Annotated in this window: 19 protein-coding genes; 10 read left to right on the top strand and 9 right to left on the bottom strand. The window is 34.4% G+C overall.

Going from position 1 to position 23,601, the window contains the following annotated elements; genetic code table 11:
- Nucleotides 1-5 precede the first annotated feature (5 nt).
- Nucleotides 6-380 carry a 30S ribosomal protein S12 gene (gene rpsL, locus HM986_RS14700; RefSeq protein ID WP_019386263.1) on the bottom strand — a complete coding sequence of 125 codons (375 nt, stop codon included), beginning with the start codon at nucleotides 378-380 and terminating at the stop codon, nucleotides 6-8.
- 238 nt (nucleotides 381-618) lie between these two features.
- Here rpsL and HM986_RS14695 point away from each other — a divergent pair, with 238 nt between their 5' ends.
- The 4 genes from HM986_RS14695 to HM986_RS14680 all read left to right on the top strand — a co-directional run bounded on the left by HM986_RS14695 (nucleotide 619) and on the right by HM986_RS14680 (nucleotide 8,462).
- Complete coding sequence (locus HM986_RS14695) at nucleotides 619-2,247, top strand: POTRA domain-containing protein (RefSeq protein ID WP_179335849.1); 1,629 nt, start codon at nucleotides 619-621, stop codon at nucleotides 2,245-2,247.
- A gap of 442 nt (nucleotides 2,248-2,689) precedes the next feature.
- On the top strand, nucleotides 2,690-5,845 hold the full coding sequence (locus HM986_RS14690; RefSeq protein WP_179335848.1) for a SusC/RagA family TonB-linked outer membrane protein: 3,156 nt from the start codon (nucleotides 2,690-2,692) through the stop codon (nucleotides 5,843-5,845).
- Nucleotides 5,846-5,857: 12 nt separating this feature from the next.
- Entirely contained in the window at nucleotides 5,858-7,567 is a 1,710-nt protein-coding gene (locus HM986_RS14685; protein WP_179335847.1) for a SusD/RagB family nutrient-binding outer membrane lipoprotein, read from the top strand.
- 13 nt (nucleotides 7,568-7,580) lie between these two features.
- Nucleotides 7,581-8,462, top strand: a complete 882-nt coding sequence (locus HM986_RS14680) for a hypothetical protein (RefSeq protein ID WP_179335846.1) — start codon at nucleotides 7,581-7,583, stop codon at nucleotides 8,460-8,462.
- A gap of 195 nt (nucleotides 8,463-8,657) precedes the next feature.
- Here HM986_RS14680 and HM986_RS14675 read toward each other — a convergent pair whose 3' ends face one another.
- Nucleotides 8,658-9,935, bottom strand: coding sequence for an aryl-sulfate sulfotransferase (locus HM986_RS14675; RefSeq protein ID WP_179335845.1), 1,278 nt, complete (start codon nucleotides 9,933-9,935; stop codon nucleotides 8,658-8,660).
- A 93-nt stretch (nucleotides 9,936-10,028) separates the two neighbouring features.
- Here HM986_RS14675 and rlmB point away from each other — a divergent pair, with 93 nt between their 5' ends.
- A complete protein-coding gene (gene rlmB, locus HM986_RS14670) occupies nucleotides 10,029-10,763 on the top strand; it encodes a 23S rRNA (guanosine(2251)-2'-O)-methyltransferase RlmB (RefSeq protein ID WP_179335844.1) in 735 nt (244 codons plus the stop codon).
- A 132-nt stretch (nucleotides 10,764-10,895) separates the two neighbouring features.
- On the opposite strand, the gene HM986_RS14665 is transcribed toward rlmB, so the two are convergent.
- Complete coding sequence (locus tag HM986_RS14665; RefSeq protein ID WP_179335843.1) at nucleotides 10,896-11,657, bottom strand: rhomboid family intramembrane serine protease; 762 nt, start codon at nucleotides 11,655-11,657, stop codon at nucleotides 10,896-10,898.
- Between the two features lie 149 nt (nucleotides 11,658-11,806).
- Here HM986_RS14665 and HM986_RS14660 point away from each other — a divergent pair, with 149 nt between their 5' ends.
- On the top strand, nucleotides 11,807-13,084 hold the full coding sequence (locus HM986_RS14660; RefSeq protein ID WP_179335842.1) for a replication-associated recombination protein A: 1,278 nt from the start codon (nucleotides 11,807-11,809) through the stop codon (nucleotides 13,082-13,084).
- Here HM986_RS14660 and HM986_RS14655 read toward each other — a convergent pair.
- The 4 genes from HM986_RS14655 to radC all read right to left on the bottom strand — a co-directional run bounded on the left by HM986_RS14655 (nucleotide 13,081) and on the right by radC (nucleotide 16,658).
- Entirely contained in the window at nucleotides 13,081-13,875 is a 795-nt protein-coding gene (locus tag HM986_RS14655; protein WP_179335841.1) for a hypothetical protein, read from the bottom strand. The genes HM986_RS14660 and HM986_RS14655 overlap by 4 nt on opposite strands.
- A gap of 11 nt (nucleotides 13,876-13,886) precedes the next feature.
- The gene (locus HM986_RS14650) at nucleotides 13,887-14,573 is read right to left on the bottom strand and encodes a YjjG family noncanonical pyrimidine nucleotidase (RefSeq protein WP_179335840.1); all 687 of its coding nucleotides are present in this window, start codon (nucleotides 14,571-14,573) and stop codon (nucleotides 13,887-13,889) included.
- Nucleotides 14,570-15,865 carry a polysaccharide deacetylase family protein gene (locus HM986_RS14645; protein ID WP_179335839.1) on the bottom strand — a complete coding sequence of 432 codons (1,296 nt, stop codon included), beginning with the start codon at nucleotides 15,863-15,865 and terminating at the stop codon, nucleotides 14,570-14,572. Before HM986_RS14645 ends, HM986_RS14650 begins: the two co-directional genes overlap by 4 nt.
- A gap of 91 nt (nucleotides 15,866-15,956) precedes the next feature.
- Nucleotides 15,957-16,658 (bottom strand): RadC family protein, encoded by a 702-nt coding sequence (radC, locus tag HM986_RS14640; protein WP_179335838.1) that lies wholly within the window; start codon nucleotides 16,656-16,658, stop codon nucleotides 15,957-15,959.
- 87 nt (nucleotides 16,659-16,745) lie between these two features.
- Between radC and HM986_RS14635 the strand changes: the two genes are divergently transcribed.
- The 4 genes from HM986_RS14635 to HM986_RS14620 all read left to right on the top strand — a co-directional run bounded on the left by HM986_RS14635 (nucleotide 16,746) and on the right by HM986_RS14620 (nucleotide 21,553).
- Nucleotides 16,746-17,336 carry an FMN-binding negative transcriptional regulator gene (locus HM986_RS14635; protein WP_179335837.1) on the top strand — a complete coding sequence of 197 codons (591 nt, stop codon included), beginning with the start codon at nucleotides 16,746-16,748 and terminating at the stop codon, nucleotides 17,334-17,336.
- 45 nt (nucleotides 17,337-17,381) lie between these two features.
- Complete coding sequence (locus tag HM986_RS14630) at nucleotides 17,382-18,269, top strand: dienelactone hydrolase family protein (RefSeq protein WP_179335836.1); 888 nt, start codon at nucleotides 17,382-17,384, stop codon at nucleotides 18,267-18,269.
- A gap of 86 nt (nucleotides 18,270-18,355) precedes the next feature.
- Nucleotides 18,356-19,300: a tRNA dihydrouridine synthase gene (locus tag HM986_RS14625; RefSeq protein WP_179335835.1), complete on the top strand. Its 945-nt coding sequence runs from the start codon at nucleotides 18,356-18,358 to the stop codon at nucleotides 19,298-19,300.
- A 72-nt stretch (nucleotides 19,301-19,372) separates the two neighbouring features.
- A complete protein-coding gene (locus tag HM986_RS14620) occupies nucleotides 19,373-21,553 on the top strand; it encodes a B12-binding domain-containing radical SAM protein (RefSeq protein ID WP_179335834.1) in 2,181 nt (726 codons plus the stop codon).
- Nucleotides 21,554-21,598: 45 nt separating this feature from the next.
- Here HM986_RS14620 and HM986_RS14615 read toward each other — a convergent pair whose 3' ends face one another.
- Nucleotides 21,599-22,360, bottom strand: a complete 762-nt coding sequence (locus HM986_RS14615) for a helix-turn-helix domain-containing protein (RefSeq protein ID WP_179335833.1) — start codon at nucleotides 22,358-22,360, stop codon at nucleotides 21,599-21,601.
- A gap of 35 nt (nucleotides 22,361-22,395) precedes the next feature.
- The gene (locus tag HM986_RS14610) at nucleotides 22,396-23,547 is read right to left on the bottom strand and encodes an MFS transporter (RefSeq protein ID WP_179335832.1); all 1,152 of its coding nucleotides are present in this window, start codon (nucleotides 23,545-23,547) and stop codon (nucleotides 22,396-22,398) included.
- Nucleotides 23,548-23,601: the final 54 nt, after the last annotated feature.

The raw sequence follows: 23,601 nt of genomic DNA, 5'->3' as shown, positions 1-23,601 counted from the left end.
TTTAATTACTTCTTAGGGCGTTTTGCACCATACTTAGATCTACGTTGTGTTCTTCCTGATACACCTGCTGTATCTAAAGCACCACGAACGATGTGATATCTAACTCCTGGTAAATCTTTTACCCTTCCACCTCTAACCAATACTATCGAGTGCTCTTGTAAATTGTGACCTTCTCCACCAATGTATGCATTTACTTCGTTTCCGTTTGTTAAACGAACCCTTGCTACCTTACGCATTGCTGAGTTAGGTTTCTTAGGTGTCGTTGTATAAACACGAGTACATACACCACGTCTTTGAGGACACGAATCTAAAGCAGCCGATTTACTCTTCTTGGTTATTTTGGCTCTTCCTTTTCGTACTAATTGTGAAATTGTTGGCATATATTTCTATATAAAATTTTATTAACCCTCACTTTTGAGGGCTGCAAAGGTAGAAATTAATATCTATAATTCAAACAGTTGTGTATTAATTTTTCATTTATATCTAAAGTTTTTTTTTAGACCTATATATTATACCCTATTTTTACGTTACTATAGTGAGTTATTCCATTTAATGCCAATGCTGTTTTTGAGCCGAATTCTTTTTATTGCTTCATTCTTGATTTTATCAAATCAATGCATGGCGCAATCTCTTAATTTGAATATTGTTGGCGAAAATGAAGCAGCATCTCGAGTCATTGACTCTATTGGCTATATAAAAGACTTTAGCAATTACAATCATTTACAATCAGAAATCAATTTAATAAATGAAAAACTTAATAAGCAAGGTTATATAGACACCATACTTGAAAGTGTAAGCAAACAAAATGATACATTATTCGAAGCACGATTCAGTTTAGGGAAACAAATACGTAAAATCCGTGTGTATTATGATTCTAGCTTTGATATTCAACTTTTAAAATTAAACAAGAATTTAAAAAATGAAAACTTCTTCGAACTTAATATAATAGAAACTGAAACCTTTTTAAAACGTTTAAATTCTAGAATTGCCGAACAAGGTGATCCGTTTTCAACATTACAACTCGTTAATATTTCCAAGTTGACCCCCCAATTACTATCAGCAAATTTAAAAATAGTTTATAATGAAAAGAGGCGCATCGATAAGATTGTTATAAAAGGATATGAAAAGTTCCCGAAATCTTATATCAAACATTTTTTGAAGTTGAAGACCAGAAAATCTTTTAACCTCAATGCGATAAAAGAAAAAGTAGAGTTATTAAACGACCTGCGCTTTGCTTCTAAAATTAAAGATCCTGAAGTACTCTTTACTCAAGATTCTACGACACTATATATTTATGTAGAAAAAACAAAAACAAACAGCTTTGATGGATTTTTAGGTTTTGGCACCAACGAAAACACCAATAAAATTGAATTTGATGGTTACTTAGACTTAAGACTCATTAACAACCTTAATTTTGGAGAAACACTAAATCTCTTATATAAAAGTGACGAAATAGACCAACAAACCTTTATGGTCGATGCAGACTTACCTTATTTATTTAGCTCTCCTATAGGGCTTCAAGTTGGACTCAATATCTTTAGAAAAGACTCTACATTTCTAAATGCTAAGCAATATGCTAAAATTAATTACCTCATTAACGCACAGCATAAGGTTGGCATTGGAATTAATACGACAACCTCCACTAATTTGTTAGAGAATGACACTGATATTTTAAACGACTACAAATCGAATTACTATACACTTCATTATAATTATATAAAATCTCAGACCTACGACCCATTATTTCCTGTCAATTTTTGGTTCGAATTTTCATCTGGACTTGGAAGCCGAACGAACAATCTAGGAACACAAAACCAAACCGTGTTCACTTTAGACACCTACAAAATCTTTAACCTCAATAATAAAAATAGCTTTTATGCTCGGATAAATAGTGCAACATTAGCTTCAGACACTTATTTAGATAATGAGTTATTTCGATTTGGTGGCATCAATTCTATACGAGGGTTTGAAGAAAACAGTTTAGTGGCTAATTTATATGGAGTTCTCAGTACAGAATATCGCTACCGACTAAGCACTAGCCTATATGTACATTCCGTATTAGATGCTGCTTATTTTGAAAATAAACTTACAGATAATAAAGAAAAACTCTTTGGTTTTGGTTTTGGCCTGGGTTTACTTACCAATGCAGGCCTTTTTCGTCTTAATTACTCTAGTGGAAAAACAGAAAATCGACAATTTAAATTATCGGATTCAAAAGTTCATCTTAGTTTAACAGCCACTTTCTGACCACTTCTCCCTGGCATATCAGAAAAGCCATCTGTAAGCAAACTGAATAAAGCCACGAGGTCCTACCTCTTATTATTAAGTTAAAAAATATAGATACAACTATATTCATAAATTTAGTTCTACTAAAACATGCTAGTATTTTTATTTAAAATACAATAAGACATCCTATCTTAAACAAAAAAAATAGCAGTAAAACAATCGAAGTTAATCTTACATAAATAGTAATTGTCTCTACTATAAATATCTACAACTAAAAGCACAAATTCACTTTTACTATAAGCACCTTTAAAAGGCAGCAACCTAGCATAAATTACGAAGGCTTTTTTAACAAATTATTACAAAACACATTTTATTGAACAAAATAAAATTTATCTCATAATTATAGGATTTTTAACAAAATTTTATCATATTTGATAACAATCACATCTAATCTATAACAAATATGAAAACAAAATTCAGAGGACTTTTAACACTACTATTAGTGTTTCTTGTACAACTCACATTTGCGCAAGAGAAAACAATTTCGGGCGTGGTGTCTGATGTCTCAGGGCTACCCTTACCTGGAGTAAATGTCATTATCAAGGGGACTACAACCGGAACACAAACCGATTTTGATGGTAAATTTATGTTAAAGGCTAATGTAGGCGATATTATAATAATTAGCTACATAGGACTTAAAACTGAAGAAGTCGTAGTTGGTAGTTCAAATACTATTAATGTTGCATTAGAAGAAGACGCATCTTCATTAGATGAAGTAGTTGTCACTGCTTTGGGTATTAAAAGAAATGCAAAATCCCTAGGTTATTCTGTTAAAGCAGTTAAATCCGAAGAAATTGTAGACAACTCAGAACCAGATTTAATCCGTTCATTAAACGGTAAAGTCCCTGGTGTAAACGTTAACGTTTCCACTGGAGTTGCCGGAGCTTCCAACAAAATCACGATTAGAGGTACTACTTCCTTTCAAGGAACCAACCAGCCTTTATTTATTGTTGATGGCACGCCTTACAGCAACGATCAAATCACAACATCAAGCCAAATTACTGGTGGTGGTGGCTATGAGTCTGGTATATCTACCTTAGACCCAAATAACATTGCAGATGTACAAGTCTTGAAAGGTTCAGTTGCCGCTGCTCTTTACGGATCTAGGGCTGTGGACGGGGTAATTGTAATCACAACTAAATCTGGAAAATCCGGAGGAAATTCTAGAAAAGGGTTTGAGGTTAGTTTAACTAGTGGTGCATATTTTGAAAAAATAGCAAACCTACCAGATTACCAAAACACTTATGGCCCTGGAACCAACTTCAGCTACGGTAATTTCAATGGATCTTGGGGTGCTCGTTTTGACTCGCTTGAAACCATTCCAACATGGAACACTTTACTCACTGCTTTCCCTGATCAATTTGGGCCAACAATAGCTTATGAAGCTAAACCAAATAACGTGAAGGATCTATTTAAAACAGGATTCGTAAGAGATAATTCAGTATCATTTAGTTCTAATGGAGAAAATTCTAATTTCAATGTTACTATTTCGAACCTAGATCAAGAAGGCTATATTCCTTTTAACACCTACAAAAGAACCAATTTTTCTGTAGGTGGAAATACCAAATTAGAAAATGGCTTAACTATTGGAGGTAATTTAAGTTATTCTGACGGATACCAAGTCGGTGCTTTCTTTGGTGAAAATCAATTTGCTGGTGCAGCTTCTTCTTTCGCTAGAACTTTGGTATTAGGTCGTAATTGGGATCTAAATCTACCATACGAAGATGCTAATGGCGCCCCTGTAATACCTAATGGTGGTTGGGATCATCCATTATGGTCTTGGGAACATAATCAAATCAGAACTGGAACAAACAGAACCGTTGCTAACGTAAATTTCTCATATGACTTCAATAGTCACATTAGTGCACGATATCAGTTAGGGGTCAACAGATATAGTCTAGGAAGAATTGAAATTACGGATAAAGGCTCTAGAGCAGCTGCGACTCTTGGACGTATTGTTACAGAAGATTATGACAGTGAAGAAATTGAATCTACTTTAACTCTAAATTTTAATTACGATTTATCGGATGACATCAATTTAAATTTCATTGTAGGAAACAACGTCAATCAGCAATCTACCCACGATGTAGGTTATACAGGTACAGAACTAATTGCAGATGATATTTTTACTATTAACAACACCGCTAATGTTACATCCGATTATGATATTACTACGCGTAGACGATTAGTTGGTATGTTTGGAGATCTAGGGCTAAGTTTTAAAGATTATTTATTTTTAAACGCTACAGCTAGAAATGATTTGTCCTCAACATTACCGCTAGACGATAACAGCTCATTCTACCCTTCAGTATCTGCATCTTTCGTCTTCACGGATGCGTTAGGTATTGATAATGAAATTTTAAACTATGGTAAAATTCGTGGTGGATGGGCTAACGTGAGTCGTGATGCACAACCTTATCAAATTAATAAGGTTTTTGGTATAGGTTCCGTATGGGACGGTCAACCAAATGTATTTATCCCTACGACACTAGGAAACCCTAGTCTAACTAAAGAGAATACTGAAGAGTTTGAAATTGGAGCTGATTTGGAGTTTTTTAATAAGCGGATTATTCTAGATTTCACCTATTACACGAAAACGACAACAGATTTAATTTCTCCTGTAAATGTGCCTAACTCAACTGGATATTCTTCGTTTCTAACAAACATTGGAGAAATGGAAAACAAAGGTTACGAGATCGGGTTAACTTTAACTCCAATTCGTACAGACGACTTTTCATGGACCATGTTTACCTCTTTTACTAAAAACAAAAATGTTGTAAACGAATTAATCGAAGGTTTAGATCAGTTTGCTATTGATGTTAATCAAATTGCGTATGCTAAAAAAGGGCAACCTTTTGGAGTGTTTTATGGGACGGCTTTTGCGAGAGATGCAAACGGCAACTTTTTAATTGAAGAAGGCGGCGGTGGTGTCCTACAAGCTTTAGACAATAAAGTTATTGGAGATCCAACTCCCGATTTTAAGATTGGTTTTATCAACACGGTTAAATACAAAGGATTTACTTTTGGTGCACAGATTGACTGGAAAGAAGGTGGAGACATCTCTTCTTCTACTATTAGTTCCCTTTTAGGTAGAGGTGTAACTAAAGACACAGAAGATAGAGAAGGAACATTTATTATTCCTGGTTTCTATGGTGATCCAACATCAGGCTTACCTATTTTAGATGTAAATGGTGATCAAATACCAAACACAACACAATTGACAGCGAATAATTTATACTTCTCTCCTACTACTAACTCTAATACTTTCGCTATTAATAGTGTCGATGAAGCGAATATATATGATGGAACTGTGTATCGTTTAAGAGAAATATCCTTAGGCTATGATGTTCCGAGAAAGTTTTTAGAGAAAACATTTATTGGTTCTTTAAATGTATCAATTATAGGAAATAATCTTTGGTACTTTGCGCCAAACGTTCCAAAGTACACCAATTTTGATCCAGATATTACCGCATATGGCAGCAGTAATCTTCAAGGTATTGAGACGCAGTCTGCACCGAACTCAAAACGCTATGGAATAAGACTTAATGTTACATTTTAAAAAAAAATAATTATGAAAAATATATTTAAAATAAATCCAAAAAGAATTTTGGTGTTGGGTATAACATTAATTTCTGTTATTTGTTATAACTGCAGCGATTATTTAGATGTTAATGAAGACCCCAATAACCCCACTGCTGTGCCAATAGTACAGTTATTAACAGACGCTGAAATAAGCTTTAATGATATTACGGAATTCAGGTTGTACTCTGCAGAAGTTCTTTCTGCTTACATTCATCAGTTCGTATTCCGAGAAGAACAAGATCAATATGGTGCTAAGCAAGATAATATTACTGTAAACAATACATGGAATGTAGCATACTCTGTATTTACGTCAACAAATCAAATCATCGCGCAAGGTACCGAAGAAAATGAAATGATAACTGTTGGTATGGCACAAGTGTTAAAAGGTTACGCAACTACTATTATTGTGGATATTTGGGGTGATGCTCCATATACCGAAGCTGCGCAATTAGAACTTGGAATATTAAGCCCTGAGTTCGAAGAACAAATGGCTGTATATCAAAATGCTTTAGATTTAATCGATCAAGGTTTGGTAAACATTAATAGTGGTGAAGGATCAAATCCTGGAACTCAAGATTTATATTATGGTGGAGATATTTCCAAATGGAACAAGTTTGTAAATACACTCAAATTAAAACTCTATAATGAAATTAGACTTTCATCTTTGTTTGATTCAAGTAAATTAAGCACATTAATTTCGCAAGGTAATTTTATGGATAGCTATGAAGATGATTTTCAATTTAACTATTCTACAACACAGTCTCCAGCAGAAGAACGCAACCCTCTTTTCAGAGATTCTTATTTAACAGGTCAGACAGCGCACCACGCAAGTCCATGGTTTTATGAAATATTAAAAGGTTGGAATCCAACAATTCACAATAATGTAGCAGATCCAAGATTACCATATTACTATTTTAACCAATTGATTCCTGGACAATTACCACCAGATGTTGGTGATCCAACTACAGGCGATCCCAAAGCAGATTATTTTGATTCTTCCTCTGGTTTTCATTCTATAAGATTTGGTAGCGTAGGACCGGATCGAGATGGTTCTTCAAGAAATTCATCAACCTACCCAGGAATATTTGTTGCTGGCGGAAGATATGATGACGGCTTAGGTGGAATTGCGGATGTAACCGCCGGTACAGGTGCTGCTCCTCATAGAATACTAACTTACGATGAATATTTATTTATTAGAGCAGAACTTATCAATGTCAGTTTAGTAACGGGAGATGCCAGAGCCACTTTACAAAGTGCAATCATGGCATCATTTACTAAGGTAGATAAGGTTGTTGCGAACTCTCAAACGTCGCAAACTGTACCATTATTAGCAGGTACACCGCGCGCTAATGAGTTTATTAATGGTATATTAGCTGAATATGACGCAGCATCAACAGAAAAGAGGCTAGAAATTATTATGACGCAAAAATGGGTAGCTACATTTGGTGACCCATTTGATCAGTATAACGATTACAGACGAACAGGCTACCCTATCTTAGCTGATCCCAACGGTCCATCGCCAGAATATCAATTAGATATTAAGGTACCTGGTAATTTTGCACCTTTAGAAGATAGCGAAACTGAAAGTAATCGACCTTACCAAGTGTCACTATTCTGGCCACAATCTGAATTGGAGGTTAACCGCAACTCTCCTGACCAAAAAGATGCAACAACATACACTATATTTTGGGATAACTAAATAAAAAAAAGACATGAAAAATATAAAAATTATAACCTTTATTTTAGCATTTTGCGCCATCAATATCGCTTGCGAAAATGACGGTGGAGATTCTGTAATAGGGTACAAAAATGGCGCATTAGGAAATTTAACCATAGTAGATGGTAGCGCCACCTCAATTATAAACACAACGTTTGCAACCTTAAATCTTGAATTTAATGTTGATTTAGCCATAGGCAATCCAAATTCATATGATTTGAGAGCGCTATACAAGACAGTAAATGGGGATATTTACGGACCTATTACTTTGGACGCAGGTGTCACAACCTTCCCTAAAGATTATGTCATTACCGGTGCAGAAGTTATTAGCGCTTTCTCTGAGTTGAGTACTCCTACTGACTTAATGGCCGGGGACATCCTTTATTTTTATCCTGCATTTACTTTAAGCGACGGTACTGTTTTAGAAACCTTAACCAGTGATGGAAGTACAAATTATTACGCAGCGGATTTCAATCAGATTGACAACAACACTTACTTCCTGCAATATGCTGTAAGCTGTGCTCCCCAGCCAGGTACTTACAGAGTTGAAATGCATGACAGCTACGGAGACGGATGGCAAACAAATGATGCAAATGGAGGTAACGGCTTACAATTATTTTTGGATGGCGTTTTAGATCAAGAAGTGGGATTATGCAATCCTTATGTGGACGTTCCTTATGATTGTGTTGACGAACCTAGTAATGGAACTGCAACTCTAACCATTCCTAATGGTGTAGAAACGGCGGTATGGTTTTACCCTGGTGATGAATATGGTGAGATTTCATTTGAAATTTATGGCCCTGATGATCAGCTTCTTTTAGCTGTTGAAGCAGGATCTGATGCCGGGCCACTTTCGGTAATTTTATGTGCCGAATAAACGAAACTGACCTAAATTAGATTAATTACATCATAAAATAAAAACCGTTGAATTAACTTTCAACGGTTTTTTTATGTCCTATACTTCTAAAAAATTATCTAAAAGTATATTTATTACAGGCTAAATATTTTTCTAAAATGACAATCAAATATCATTTTATTTGGTTTAATTCAAATATCACTGATTGTAATTCCTTTACAGTCCTAAATTTAAAATAGCACTATCCGTAGGCAAATAATTATAAGCTCTCCAAAAACTACCGACTTCATTGTACTTCCACACAATTTCTTTTTCTCTAGTCACTTCCCAAAATCCATAATCTCCCTCACAAATAAGCGTATTTCCATTTTTGAGGCGCACCGCACCAGAAATTCTTTGATTAAACAAATCTTCATGAGTAAAACTCCATGCTACTTCTGGCTCATTATCAGAATTTGGCACTAAATTATAATTAGACGGCATTACAAGTTCATAAATAATAGACTGTCCCTGACTTGCTCCATTATTAAAAACTAGAACATTTCCAGCACCTGGTTCATTAGACTCTAGGAAATTTGGAAAATGATTATTATCAAATAATCGTGTACCACTCAAATTATTATAAGCACCAGGATTACCAAACCTATAAATCAAATCTCCTCCTTTCTCATAATTACCACCTATATTAGTAGAAGCTTCAGCGATAGTAGTAGAATGATCGATAACCCAGACTTCACTAAAGAAATTGATACTTAAAAAAATCACATCTTTTTCAGGATCATAATCGATTCCATTACCATGCATAATATCTCCATTATCACTTAAGGCGTAATTAGGATTAATCAGCTGTGGGTTATCTGCTATAATGCCATAGTTAGGTAAAGTTTCATCAATATCTTGCACAAAATGGTCTTTAGAGTGCCACTCCCAAACTATCGCATTACTACTTGGGTTAACCTCAATTAACATTTCTGGATAAACATCATCAACAGCATTAATCCCATACGATTGAAGCTCACTTTTAACAACTTTCTCCCATACTAAAATTAGAACATTTCCATTTGGTAACATCTCTATATCATGATGTGCTAAATATGTACTAGAATGATAATCAAACTCCCAATCAATAGAACCGTCAGTATTTATGATTTTAATGACACCGCCATATCCGCCAAATGAAAACTCAAGATCACCATCTGGCTTAAAAATACCTAATAGTTGGCCACTTGGCAATACTACTAAATCATTACCCAAGTTATTTTCAAAATTCCATTCTTTTAGTTTTCGTCCTGTTTTATCAATTAAAAAAGAATACGTACCTCCATTTATAACGCCAAGAACTAAGCTGTTTTCAAGTTTATCTGAATCGTATAATTCTACCTCGTCAGAAAGCACTACTTCTTCTATTATTTCAGTTGTAGTATAACTATCTTCTTTGTTACATGACCATACAATTACCACTAAGAAACATAGAGAGATTACTTTAATTTTCATAATTAAGAACTTTTAGTGAAAGATATTAAATTATTACGCTATTAAAAACTAATTTTGCAGTATAACTTTTAAACAAAACCTAGCTTTTATAGCATGAAAAACGAAACTACAATTTTTGGAATTAGAGCAATTATAGAAGCCATTAAATCTAACGAAACTATTGACAAGGTTTTTATGCAAAAAGGGTTGCAAGGTGAATTGTTTAAAGAACTAGAACAAGCTATTCGTTCTGCAGGTATCAATTCATCATACGTACCTGTAGAAAAGTTGAATCGCTTAACACATGGAAACCATCAAGGTGCCGTTGCCCAAATTTCCCCAATTGAGTTTCATGATATTGACGACTTAGTAATGAGTGTTATCGAATCTGGAAAAACACCGTTATTCCTTTTATTAGATCAATTAAGTGATGTTAGAAATTTTGGTGCTATAGTCCGTACTGCAGAATGTACTGGCGTTAATGGCATTATTATTCAGAAAAAGGGTGGAGCTCCTATAAATGGAGATACGATTAAAACAAGTGCTGGTGCTATTTTTAAAATGCCAATTTGTAAAGTAGATCATATAAAAGATGCGGTTTTTCATATGCAATCTTCTGGCATTAGAGTTATTGCTGCAACAGAAAAAGCAGAGCACTTTCTATACGATGTATCGTTTAAAGAACCTTGTGCCATAATCATGGGATCTGAAGGCAGAGGTATTAATCCGTCTGTATTAAAAGTAGTTGATGACCAAGCTAAACTTCCCATACTAGGAGAAATTGAATCTTTAAATGTTTCTGTAGCTTGTGGTGCGTTTTTATATGAAGCTGTTAGGCAACGTAGTTAGTTAGCCTTTAGCCTTTAGCCTTTAGCCTTTAGCCTTTAGCCTTTAGCCTTTAGCCTTTAGCAAAAATTGTAAAATTGAAATTAAATCATTTTTCACATTGAATCACATTAGCTGTTCTTTCGCTGATAAAATTTAGTTTTCGTTTTTCTTAAAGATGTAATTGATTCTTTGAGCTTGTTTTATTTCAGGTTCAATTTTGAGTTCAGATTCATTTTCGATTTCGACTTCAGGTTCAAACTCAATAAAATTTCCATTTTCATCAAAGTGTTTCATAAACGGATCATCTTCTTCGTTATAATCGGGTTGTTCCCATTTATAACGGTCTGGTTTTGCAACTTGTTTTCTAAATATTAAAGCGAATACTAGTCCGGTAATTAAACCACTTAAATGCCCTTCCCAAGACATTCCTGTTTTTATTGGGAACACATACCAAATCATACTTCCATAAAGAAAGATAACCATTAACGACAATGCTATCAGACGGTAATGTTTAGCTAATATACCTTTAAAAAATATAAAGCTAACTAAGACATATACCAATCCACTAGCTCCTATATGATTCCCTGAGTTAGCAATAAGCCAGGTCATAAAACCAGAAAGCAAAATGCCAAAACCAATAACCTTCCATGCTATTTTACTATAAAAATAAAACAAAGCAACAGTTAATACAAAAAGGGGAAAAGAATTATTATAAATATGATTTATATCTCCATGCAAAAATGGACTTGTAACAACACCTGCAAGTCCTTCTAGTTTTTGAGGTCTAATACCAAACGCCTTAATGCCACTATCAATCCTTACTTGGTACCAAAACACCAACCAAATAGCAAATAAAATCAACAAAGGATAGATAATAATATTGTTAGAGTATTTAAAATGTTGTGTTTTACTCATATTCAAATTTAAATAAAGTCTTTCAAATTTATAGCCAAAATTGATTTGTCTGAAATAATGGCAGAAACGCGAATTCAGCGCTTTAGTTTTTAACATGAATTTCATAGAATTCATTAATACATCACAAAAGCATTTTGTAATTTTGAAATATGAATACTCCTTTAGCAGAACGTTTAAGACCCCATACACTAAATGACTATTTAAGTCAACAACATTTAGTGGGTAAAGATGGTATGTTGTACCAGCAAATTAAGAGTGGAGTTATTCCCTCTATGATATTTTGGGGACCACCGGGCATTGGAAAAACCACTTTAGCTAACATTATTGCTAATGAATCTGACCGTCCATTCTTTAAATTAAGTGCCATAAATTCTGGGGTTAAAGACATTAGAGACGTCATAGATAAAGCTAAAAAAAGTGGCGGGATGTTCACTACAAAAAATCCGATTTTGTTTATTGATGAAATCCACAGATTTAGCAAATCACAACAAGATTCCCTTTTAGAAGCTGTTGAAAAAGGTTGGGTAACACTAATTGGTGCAACCACAGAAAATCCTAGCTTTGAAGTCATTTCTGCATTACTATCGCGTTGCCAAGTTTATACTTTAAATGCGTTTAGTAAAACTGATTTAGAAGCCTTGTTACAACGTGCATTAAAAGAAGACACAGCTCTTTCTAAATTAAATATTGAATTAAAAGAAACTGAAGCTTTACTCCGATTGTCTGGTGGCGATGCTAGAAAACTGCTTAATATTTTTGAATTATTAGTAGCATCATTTGATGGTGACCATATTGTTATCACTAACGATTTAGTGACCAAACAGGTACAAAGCAAAGCCGCTCGATACGACAAAGCTGGAGAGCAGCATTACGATATTATTTCTGCATTTATAAAATCGATTCGTGGTAGCGATCCAAACGCAGCAGTGTATTATTTAGCTCGAATGATAGAAGGTGGCGAGGATGTGAAGTTTATTGCAAGACGATTATTAATTTCCGCGAGCGAAGATATTGGCAATGCCAACCCTACGGCATTAGTGATTGCTAATAACACATTTCAGGCCGTATCTGTTATTGGTAATCCTGAATCGCGTATTATCCTAAGTCAATGTGCAACTTATTTAGCAAGCTCCCCAAAAAGTAATGCCGCTTACGAAGCTATTGGTAGAGCACAACAATTAGTGAAAGACACTGGTGATTTATCAGTTCCTATTGCGATGCGAAATGCACCAACGAAGCTTATGAAAGAGCTCGGTTATGGCGATACTTATAAATATTCGCACAATTACGAAAACAATTTTGCAGCTCAAGAATTCCTGCCTGAAGAAATTGCTAATACTAAATTATATAACCCAGGTAATAATGCACGCGAACAAGCCCAACGCAATCATTTAAAAATGCTTTGGAAAGATAAATATGGTTATTAAAATTTTATATCTAAAATTCTAACTTCCAAGCTTGTTCCTTCATTTCGAGAATAAACCCATTGACCATCTTTATTAAAAACAATGGCATTTTTATCTTTTACTATAAATACATCTTCAGCTTGCGTATTTAGTAAAATCATTACCACTTTTGGTTCTGAATTCACAAGTTGAAATCCATTTATTATGGCTTGTGCATAATATAATTCTGGTTTAGTCTCGTTATCCGTTAGTATTGCCGTTTCTCTATTCTCTTCTACAGGCTTAGCTTTAGTTACGATTATTTCACTTTTTTCTTTGACTTCAACCGAAGTAGACAAAGGCTGCTCTTCCTCAGATTTGGATTTAGCGCTTTCTTTTGGATCATATTTATAATCCATATCTTTATAGGTTTCAAACGCCTCTCTTATAGCTTCATTATAAGCCTTATTATAATCTTTTACTCGCGACTCGCCTATTTGAGATTTAGAAATAATAGCACCATAACAGTCCTTCAGTGTAATTTCAACTTTAGTTTTAAACAGATTCCCTTCATCATTAGATGCCTCAGCAATTAGACCTAAACAACGATTTAATTTTAAATCTTCTGGTAATTCATCAATAAAATAAGCTTCATATCCATACTTATTAAATAAAAACTTAGTCAGGGAATTTAGTTGGAATTGATCATCACTTTTAGAGAATTCAAATTGTTGCGGTATGATTATATATTTATAATCATTAAGATTTTTTTGCGCATGTCCAAAATAACTCATGATGACAAACAAGGTGGTAAATACTATTTTTTTTAACATCGATTTAAACTTTAAAGGTGATTAATAAGCATTTTTAAATTCGTAATACGATTATAACTATGATTATTATGCGAATCGTTATAATCAAAATGTATAGTGTGCATCCCAATCTTATGTGCACCTTCAATATCTGCTTCAATATTGTCTCCGATCATTACACTTTCATCAGCTTTAGCATTCGCTAAACCTAAAGCAAAATTAAAAATTTTTGGGTTTGGTTTTTTAACACCAACCATTTCCGAATTTGTTACTGTTCGAAAGTACTGCTTTATATTTGAAGTAACCATTTTTTTCTCTTGTGCTTCTTCAAATCCATTGGTTATAATATGCAATTGATATTTGTCTTTTAAGTAATTTAGAATTTCAAGAGTTCCATCAAATAGGTGATTAAAAGACGACAATTGTTCTATATAAGAATCAGACAAAAGGTGAATTATATCATCTTCGACTACAACACCTACTCCATCAAAAGCTTCTTTTAATCTTCCATAGCGTAATGCCGCTTTGGTAACTTTCTCTTCTCTGTAAAGCTTCCAATACTTAAAATTTATAGGTTCATAAACCGTTAAAAAATCATTCAGATTTACGTTAACTTTATTCAAATTAAAAATCTTTTCAAAAGTTAAACCTGAGTTTTTATCAAAATCCCAAAGCGTATGGTCTAAGTCGAAAAAAACATGTTTGATTTGGGTTTTCATTCTGCTGATTTTAGTATTAAATTAAATAACGACCTAAATCCTTTCCAGCGTTCTAAATCACTAAAGGTGTAATTATGAAATACAGTTGTAAAAGTACCATTTACCGCTTTTACTTCATTAATTATTTTTTGTAAATGTTCTGTTTTGTCTAATTGTGAGTTGTACTTCAGCAAAGCAAAATCTAAACAATGATATGGATTAATTTGCAATGGTGTTTGCACTTCATAATCTAAATCATAAAATTGAAAGGGCGTACACGTACCTGCCCTAAAACCTAAAGTATTAATATACCCCATGGTAAAATCTTGATGAATTTCTAATTCAACCAAATTACGATACGATGTTGGCAAGTTCAATTTTGAAAACGAATGACGCACAGCTTTTAAATCCGTATGTGTTGTAGATTCCATTTTATTTTTTTCCTTTTTTAAAATCGAAATGTCATTTAAAGAAAAATAAGATGCTTTTAATCCCACATCACAATAATCAGCAACGGATTTGATAAGTGAAACAAACTCTTTTTTATTGGTGTTTATATTTTTATCGTAGGTTGAATAGTCTCCAATTAAAAATAACACCATAAATTTAAAAGGATGCTGTTTTTGTTTTCTGATTATCCATTTAAACGTATCATATGGATCGCGTTTAAAACCAAAAAGCACCGAATATCTAGAATACAACTGTTTTAATTGCAAACGACGAAGCTCATTTAATGTACCTCCAATAGTTCTTAAAAGCCCCTTGTATTTAAAGTAATACGCCATTGGCACATCAATTACAGGCTGTATTTTATATTGCCGTTTAGGAAACTCGTAATCTGGAAATCGCAATTTTAAAACATCTTTCAGTTTATACGCCCAAATATCCACAACAGGTTGATGTAAAAACTTATTTTCAAAAGCTAGACTTTCAGAGGCCAAAAACCGCCCATAATCATCCTTTACATGCGGCAAATACTCTTCATACCTGCTTAATAAATAAAAGGAAGCGGCAAAAACATCAAAAGGCAAATCGCTGCGTTCTCCCGTTGCAAAAAAACCTTTAGTGTTTTCCCATTGCTGTACATTAATATCTATATCAGATAGACCTGTTTCAAATAACAACTCATTACTTCTTATAAACAACTCATTACTCAATGGCTGTTTGGTATAAGACATCTTAAGACTATCGTGCGCTATAAAATCCTCAACTTTAGACGTAAAGAGTACCTCTATACCCAAAATACGTTTGCATATATGCTTAAACGTGTAGGTAACGCGCGGTGTGATTTTATGTGTATAAACGAGTAGCATAAAGTATAATGAATTCCAAAAGATAAAAATAACAAATTTCAACCGTAAACGCTCTAATTATAACGGTTGTCTATTAATCTATTTTTAAATTTTAACCCATTTGGTTTTCATCTGCAAAACTATAATAGGCACTCTCAGTAATAATAAGATGATCTAAAACAGATATATCTAGACTTTGAGCAGCCGTTTTTAATTTTTTTGTAATGTCTTTATCTGCCTGACTTGGTTTTAAAGTACCCGATGGGTGATTATGGCATAATATTAAAGCAATTGCTCCAACTTCTAAAGCATTTTTAAGCACCAAGCGAATATCTACTAGAGTACCTGTAATACCGCCTTTACTTAGTTGATTTTTACGGATCACTTTATTAGAGTTATTAAGATATAATATCCAAAATTCTTCATGTGGTAAATCGCCTATAATAGGCTGCATGAGGTCGAAAACAGAACGACTAGAAGAAATTTTATCCAATTGCATGGCATCTTCTATACGACGGCGACGTCCTAATTCTAATGCTGCAACAATAGATATGGCTTTAGCTTCACCAATGCCTTTAAAACCCATAAGTTGTGCAATAGTGAGTTTACCTAAAGCATTCAAATTATGATCAACACTCGCAAAAATACGCTTACAGAGCGCTACAGCACTTTCGTCTCTATTACCAGAACCAATCAATATAGCTATTAATTCAGCATCACTAAGGGTCGTTTTACCTTTGTCTCTTAGTTTTTCTCGTGGCTGATCATCTTGTGACCAATTTTTAATTGAAAATGAAGTTGGTTTCTCTGCCATGCTCTAAAGATAAAAAATTGTAAATTTAGAGGGTCATTAAATTGGCATTAAATTAGTAATATCTGAATCCAATTAGGCTAATAATAAATGAATTACCCTCCACAGCAACATCAAGACAACGATAAAAATCATTTAATTGAAGTGATAAAAACGTATCCTTTGGCAACAGTAATTTCCGTAAAAGATAATGAGCCATTAATTACTCATTTGCCTTTAATTTACGAGAACGGAAAACTGATTGGCCATATTGATGTAAACAATCCACAAGCTGAATTACTGAAAGATAAAAAAGATGTTACTCTTATTTTTGCAGGCCCAGAATGTTATATTTCACCAAGTATTTATTCCACCACGCAATTACCAACTTGGAATTATATTAAAGTGCATCTCAAAGGAACGGTAAAAGCCATTGAAAGTAAAACAGCTTTAAAGCAATCATTAATTAAAATGACTGAATTTTTAGAAGCTCCTGATCATAAATATACGCTAGAGTCAGACAATCCACGTTTAGATAAAAACTTAGGTTATATTGAAATGTTTGAAATCACCATCACAGATTGGGAAGGCAAATTTAAATTATCGCAAGATAAGAAACCGATTGATACTGCAGCGGCTCGTGAAGAGTTGATTCGATCCCATCACAAAAATATTAAACAGTTTTTAGAGAAGATATTTTAAAAACCCGTAACTTAACCTCTCAATAATTGTTTAATACAAAGCACTATGAAAAACTTAAAAAAAGAAGACATTAAACAAGAAGTTTTCGACCTTTACGATGATTACGCACACAATAAACTCAACCGAAGACAATTCGTAGAAAAGTTGTCATTGTATGCTGTTGGTGGTTTAACAGTGTCATCGTTATTAAGTTTTGTATCCCCTAATTATATAGATAATTTATTAGTCGCTCCTAATGACCCAACACTAGATTCTGATTTTATCACCTATGAATCTCCAAAAGGAGGTGGTACCATAAAAGGGTTACTATCCCAACCAAAGGACAACAAAACCAAATTACCAGGTGTTATTGTGGTGCATGAAAACAGAGGTTTAAATCCTTATATAGAAGATGTTGGTAGACGTACAGCGAAGGAAGGTTTTATTTCATTAGCTCCTGACGCATTGAGTCCTCTTGGTGGTTATCCAGGTAATGATGACGACGGTAGAACGATGCAAAAAGAGCGTAACCAACAGGAAATGTTAGAAGATTTTATTGCCGCCTACCATCACCTTAAAAATCACGAGCACTGTGATGGAAATGTTGGAGTTGTAGGGTTCTGCTTTGGAGGTTGGATTTCTAATATGATGGCTGTTCGTTTACCAGATTTGGGTGCAGCAGTACCTTACTATGGCAGACAACCAGAAGCTGAAGATGCTGTAAAAATTAAAGCACCACTTCTACTCCAATATGGTGAATTAGATACTAGAGTGAATGCAGGCTGGCCAGCGTTTGAAAAAATATTGAAAGCTAACAATATAGAATACACAGCTTACATCTATCCTGAAGTGAATCATGGTTTTCACAATAATACCACACCACGATATGATAAAGCTGCAGCTACATTATCTTGGAAACGTACCATCGCTTTTTTTAAAGAACATTTAAAATAACAATCTTCACTCATTCATCAGAATAATACATTAGTTTTTTGTTATTTAGCGGTTGCAAAAAAATCAACATAAAAACATAAAACGAAATGCCAATTACGCTGTTATCATCACCATTACAAGGGTTTACTGATTTCCGATTTCGGAATGCGTTTAACCACTATTTTGGTGGTATTGACACGTTTTATGCTCCTTACATTCGGTTTAATAATAAGTTGATTATTAAAAACTCTTATAAACTCGATTTACAGCTCGAAAACAATTCAACATTAGAAGTCATTCCACAAATTATGACCAACAGTGCTGATGAGTTTTTATTCGTAGTCGATTATATTCAAGAATTAGGATACAAAGAGTTGAACTGGAATTTAGGTTGTCCTTATCCCATGGTAACCAATCGTGGTATGGGTTCTGGACTCATTTGCGACCCAGAAAAAATCAATCATATTTTAGAGCGCGTTCATAAAGAAACGGACATTGTGGTGTCTATGAAAATGCGCATGGGTTATGAAAACCCTGAAGAAATTTTACACACCTTCCCTATTCTAGATGCCTATCCACTTAAAAACATTGCCATTCATGCACGTATTGGAAAACAATTGTACAAAGGCGGAGTAAATCTTGAGGCTTTTGAAAAATGTATAGCAAGCACCAAACACAAATTGTATTACAACGGTGATATTACTTCTGTTACAAAGTTGAAAGAAATGCAAGCTCGTTTTCCAAGTATCGATCATTTTATGATTGGCAGAGGCTTAATCGCTGATCCGTTTTTACCAAGCATGATTAAAAACAACACGACAGACTATCCAGAAAACCGATGGGACATTTTTAGAGAATTCCATGATACCATTTATCAGCAATACGATGAAGCCTTATCTGGACCAACTCCGATAAAAATGAAAATGCAAGGCTTTTGGGAATACTTTGCTCAGTCGTTTTCAGATCCACGGAAGACCTTTAAGAAAATTAAAAAGGCGAATAATCCAAGAGCGTATCAACAAGCGGTTGCTGAGATTTTGAAGAATGGGTAGATTTCAAACTATATTTGCATCAAACTGTTTCGATTTCAATTTCATTTTCAACTTCAATTTCAACTTCAACCAGTGAAAGACCTCTTACTCATAACACCTCCATTTACCCAACTCAATACTCCGTATCCTGGAACCGCCTATCTTAAAGGTTTCCTGAATACTAAAGGGATTGGGGCGTTTCAAATGGATTTGGGTATTGAAGTGATTTTAGAGTTGTTTAAAAAAGAAACCTTTGAAGAAATTTTTCAATTGGCTTTTGAAAATGATCGTATTCAAACTGAAAACTGTGAACGTATTTATGCTTTAAAAGATCATTATTTAAAGTCTTTAGATGACATCATCTTATTTCTTCAAGGTAAAAATCAAACCTTTGCCAGACAGATTTGCACCACCAACTTTTTACCACAAGCTTCGCGTTTTGCACAATTAGACGATATGGATTTTGCGTTTGGTGCCATGGGAATGCAAGACAAAGCCAAACATTTAGCCACGCTTTATATAGAAGATTTATCGGATTTCATAGTGGAGTGTATTGATCCCGATTTTGGATTCAGTCGGTATGCAGAACGTTTAGGACAAAGTGCCAATGCCTTTGATGAACTTTATGTGCAGTTGCAAGATGATGAAACCTACATCGATCAAATTACATTAGAATTATTAGAGACTCGGATTAAAGATACCCAACCCAAACTCATTTGCTTTTCGGTACCGTTTCCTGGGAATTTATACAGTGCTTTTCGTTGTGCACAATTTATAAAAGTCAATTATCCTGAAATTAAAATCGCGATGGGTGGCGGATTTCCAAATACCGAATTACGGTCTGTTACAGACATTAGAGTTTTTGAATTTTTCGATTTTATCACCTTAGATGATGGCGAATTACCTATTGAATTATTATACAATGCGGTGCTTAAAAACGACACCACATTCAAACGCACCTTTGTTCTCGAAAACGGAACCATCGTTTATAAAAACAACAGCAGCTCTCCAGATTACAAACAAGCCGATGTTGGCACTCCTGATTATTCAGATTTATTATTAGACCAATATATCTCTGTTATAGAAATCGCCAACCCTATGCACAGTTTATGGAGCGATGGCAGATGGAACAAACTCACCATGGCACACGGTTGTTATTGGGGAAAATGTACCTTTTGCGATATATCCTTAGACTATATTAAAATTTACGAACCTGTTGCGGCATCGCTCTTAGTCGACCGTATGGAAACACTCATTGCGCAAACTGGCGAAACTGGATTTCATTACGTCGATGAAGCCGCTCCTCCATCGTTGATGAAAGCTTTAGCGCTCGAAATCCTAAAGCGTAACCTCAGCGTCACTTGGTGGACCAACATTAGATTCGAGAAAAACTTTACTCAAGATCTTTGTATTTTATTGAAAGCCTCTGGTTGTATTGCCGTTTCTGGTGGACTGGAAGTCGCCTCAGATCGTTTGTTAAAATTGATAGACAAAGGTGTAACCGTTGAGCAAGTGGCGCAAGTGACTCGCAATTTTACCGAAGCGAATATTATGGTGCATTCGTACTTAATGTATGGTTACCCAACGCAAACAGTTCAAGAAACGGTAGATAGTTTAGAAATGGTGCGTCAGTTGTTTGAAGTTGGTGTGTTACAATCGGGATTTTGGCATCAATTTGCTTTAACAGCGCATAGTCCTGTCGGATTAAATCCTAGTGATTATGGCATTACACCCAATTATAAAAACATCAGTTTTGCCAATAACGATGTCGATTTTACCGATTCAACTGGTATTGACCATTCGCAATTTAGTTACGGATTAAAGAAATCACTTTTCAACTTTATGCATGGTATTGGGTTTGATAGTCCTTTACAAGATTGGTTTGACTTTGACATTCCTGAAACCGAAATCGATCCTGATTTTATCTATAATTCCTTAGCACAAGAACCTGTTTTCAACATTAAACCAACCGCAAAAATTGTTTGGTTAGGCAGCATGCCTTTAGTGGCTGAATTTTCTAAAACGAAAAAAGGAACCACGAAAGACTTCTTAGAATTCACGTTTCATGATACGGCAGATAGCTTTCAGATTACACTAGAAAAAGAGAAGGGCCTTTGGCTTTTAGATATTTTAGAAGACATCACTCCTCAACATAAACCACAATCGTTTAAGCAATTAAAAAGCAGTTTCGAAACCCAATTTGAAGATTTTGAATTGTTTTGGTATTCTAAACCTATTGATATTTTGAGAGATTCTGGTTTGCTGGTATTATAATATTTAAAGTGTTATCACAAATAGAACGACACTAAACACCAAAAATTAGTGATGTTTCTTAAATGTTGAAGGACTCACTCCGACATTCTTTTTAAAAAACCGTGAAAAGCTACTATGGGAATCAAAACCAAGCTCAAAAGCCAATTCTTTTGGAGAAATTTCGCTTCTAACAAGTCGTCTTTTGGCTTCGGTAATCTGGCGTTGTTGAATAATCTGCTTCGCTGTTAAATTGAGTTTTTCTTTTAAAATTTGATTCAAACGTTTTGAACTCACACCTATAGTTTCCGCATAAAAGCTGCTATTCGTTTCGTTTAGAAAATGTGTTTCCATTAATTCTAAAAACTGAAAGACACGCTTCTGATTTAAATCTTGTTCTAAAAATCCATCGTTTTGATAACGGATAAGATGCAACATCAAAACCTTCAGTAACGTTTTGAGCATAATATACGATGCTGCATCACTTTGGTACTCGTCTTCAAGTAAATGAATGACTTTTTTTAGTTGCTCAATTTCTGACGTGTTCGTAACAACACATTGTGGAAATTTATTAAACAACGTCATAATATCCAAAGCATACTCAATATCGTCTTCATCAATAAGATCGCGTTCAAAATTTAATAAGGTCGTGTTTTCAAGCTTATGGATATCGACTTTAAACGCTTCATTCAAAGGTTTAAAATGAATACATAAACTAGCATCTTGCTTAAATTCAAAACAAATGCCCATGGAATTACCAGACAGTATTCCTTCAATAGTTTCAAAATTATTACCGATTTGAAATTTATGTTTCCAATCTGTTTTGTGCATCGTCTGTTAAGGTCTCCCTCAAAAGTAAGAAGAATTTAGTCAAGTTCATTCTTAGTCAACTTTTGAAAACGAATATAAAGTACAGCTCCTATCACTAAAGCTAAACCCGACGCAATCGCATAAATAGCCATATGATTTTTAGAAATAAACTCAATAAACGTGGATAAAAACTGACCACCAAAAACAGCCATAGAAAACAAACCTAAATTTTTTCCTTGGTTTTGTGGTGTACTTGCTTCGAGCATCATGTGGTTTAACAACGGAATGGTAAATCCAAAACCAATACCTATAAAAATCGCTGTGAGGACCAAGAACGGTAAACTCGCTGTAATTGCCAACACCAAATAACCCAACATAAAAAATAGAAATCCGAGAGCAACGGTTTTCCCATCACCCAAAAGCTTCACCATTTTTGGCATCTGACTCGCGGTTATAATCGCAATCAAAGATATAAACGCCATTAAATATCCGGTTTGAGATTCACTGAAGCCAAAGGTTTCAGGTAAGTATAGTGGCAAGGTTACAAATCCTACAAAAAACAACATCATGGCAAATAGCGATGCTATAAAAATGAGTCTTACCTTGGTTTTGCTTTTGTCATTGTCAGAAATTGACTCAGCTTCCGTCGTCTCCTTCTTCTCTGGTTTAGGTAAGGTTTTTGCCACTAATAACAAACATAATAAAGCGACTAAATAAATATAAAATGGAAATTGCCAATGCAATTCACCCAAAATACCACCAATAGCCAAAAAGACAACTCCACCTAATTCTATGGACATACCTTGATAGGCAATCATTTTCATTCGATCTTCACCAACAAAAAATTCCGCAATATAAGCCGTCACCGACACCTGAATAGCAACCGTTGCGGCTCCTAATAAAATCCGGTCTAAAATTAAAAGCACATCATTGGATATAAAGGCTCCGACTACACCCAAAACAGCATAAGGCACAAGACCTAAACTTAGTAATTTTAGCGTTCCAAGTTTATGTAACAAACGACCAATTAAAGGAGCAAAAAGCACGACACCTAAGGAAGGCAGCGTAATTAACCAACTGGGCGAAAAGCCTAAATCGTTATGTGCAACGATGCTTGATAATGACGGAGCGATAACAGTCCCAACCATGATGGTTAAACTGCTCACCAATAGCAATGTGAAAATTCCGAACTTTGAGATGTGTTTCATACTGCAAAATTCAAACTAATCTCTCAAAATGTAGTGACGCGTTTTCTAAATAAC

This window comes from Winogradskyella costae (assembly GCF_013403865.1).
Lineage (GTDB): Bacteria > Bacteroidota > Bacteroidia > Flavobacteriales > Flavobacteriaceae > Winogradskyella > Winogradskyella costae.
The sequence above is the reverse complement of the archived record's forward strand: the minus strand, read 5'-3'. Positions and strand labels throughout refer to the sequence as shown.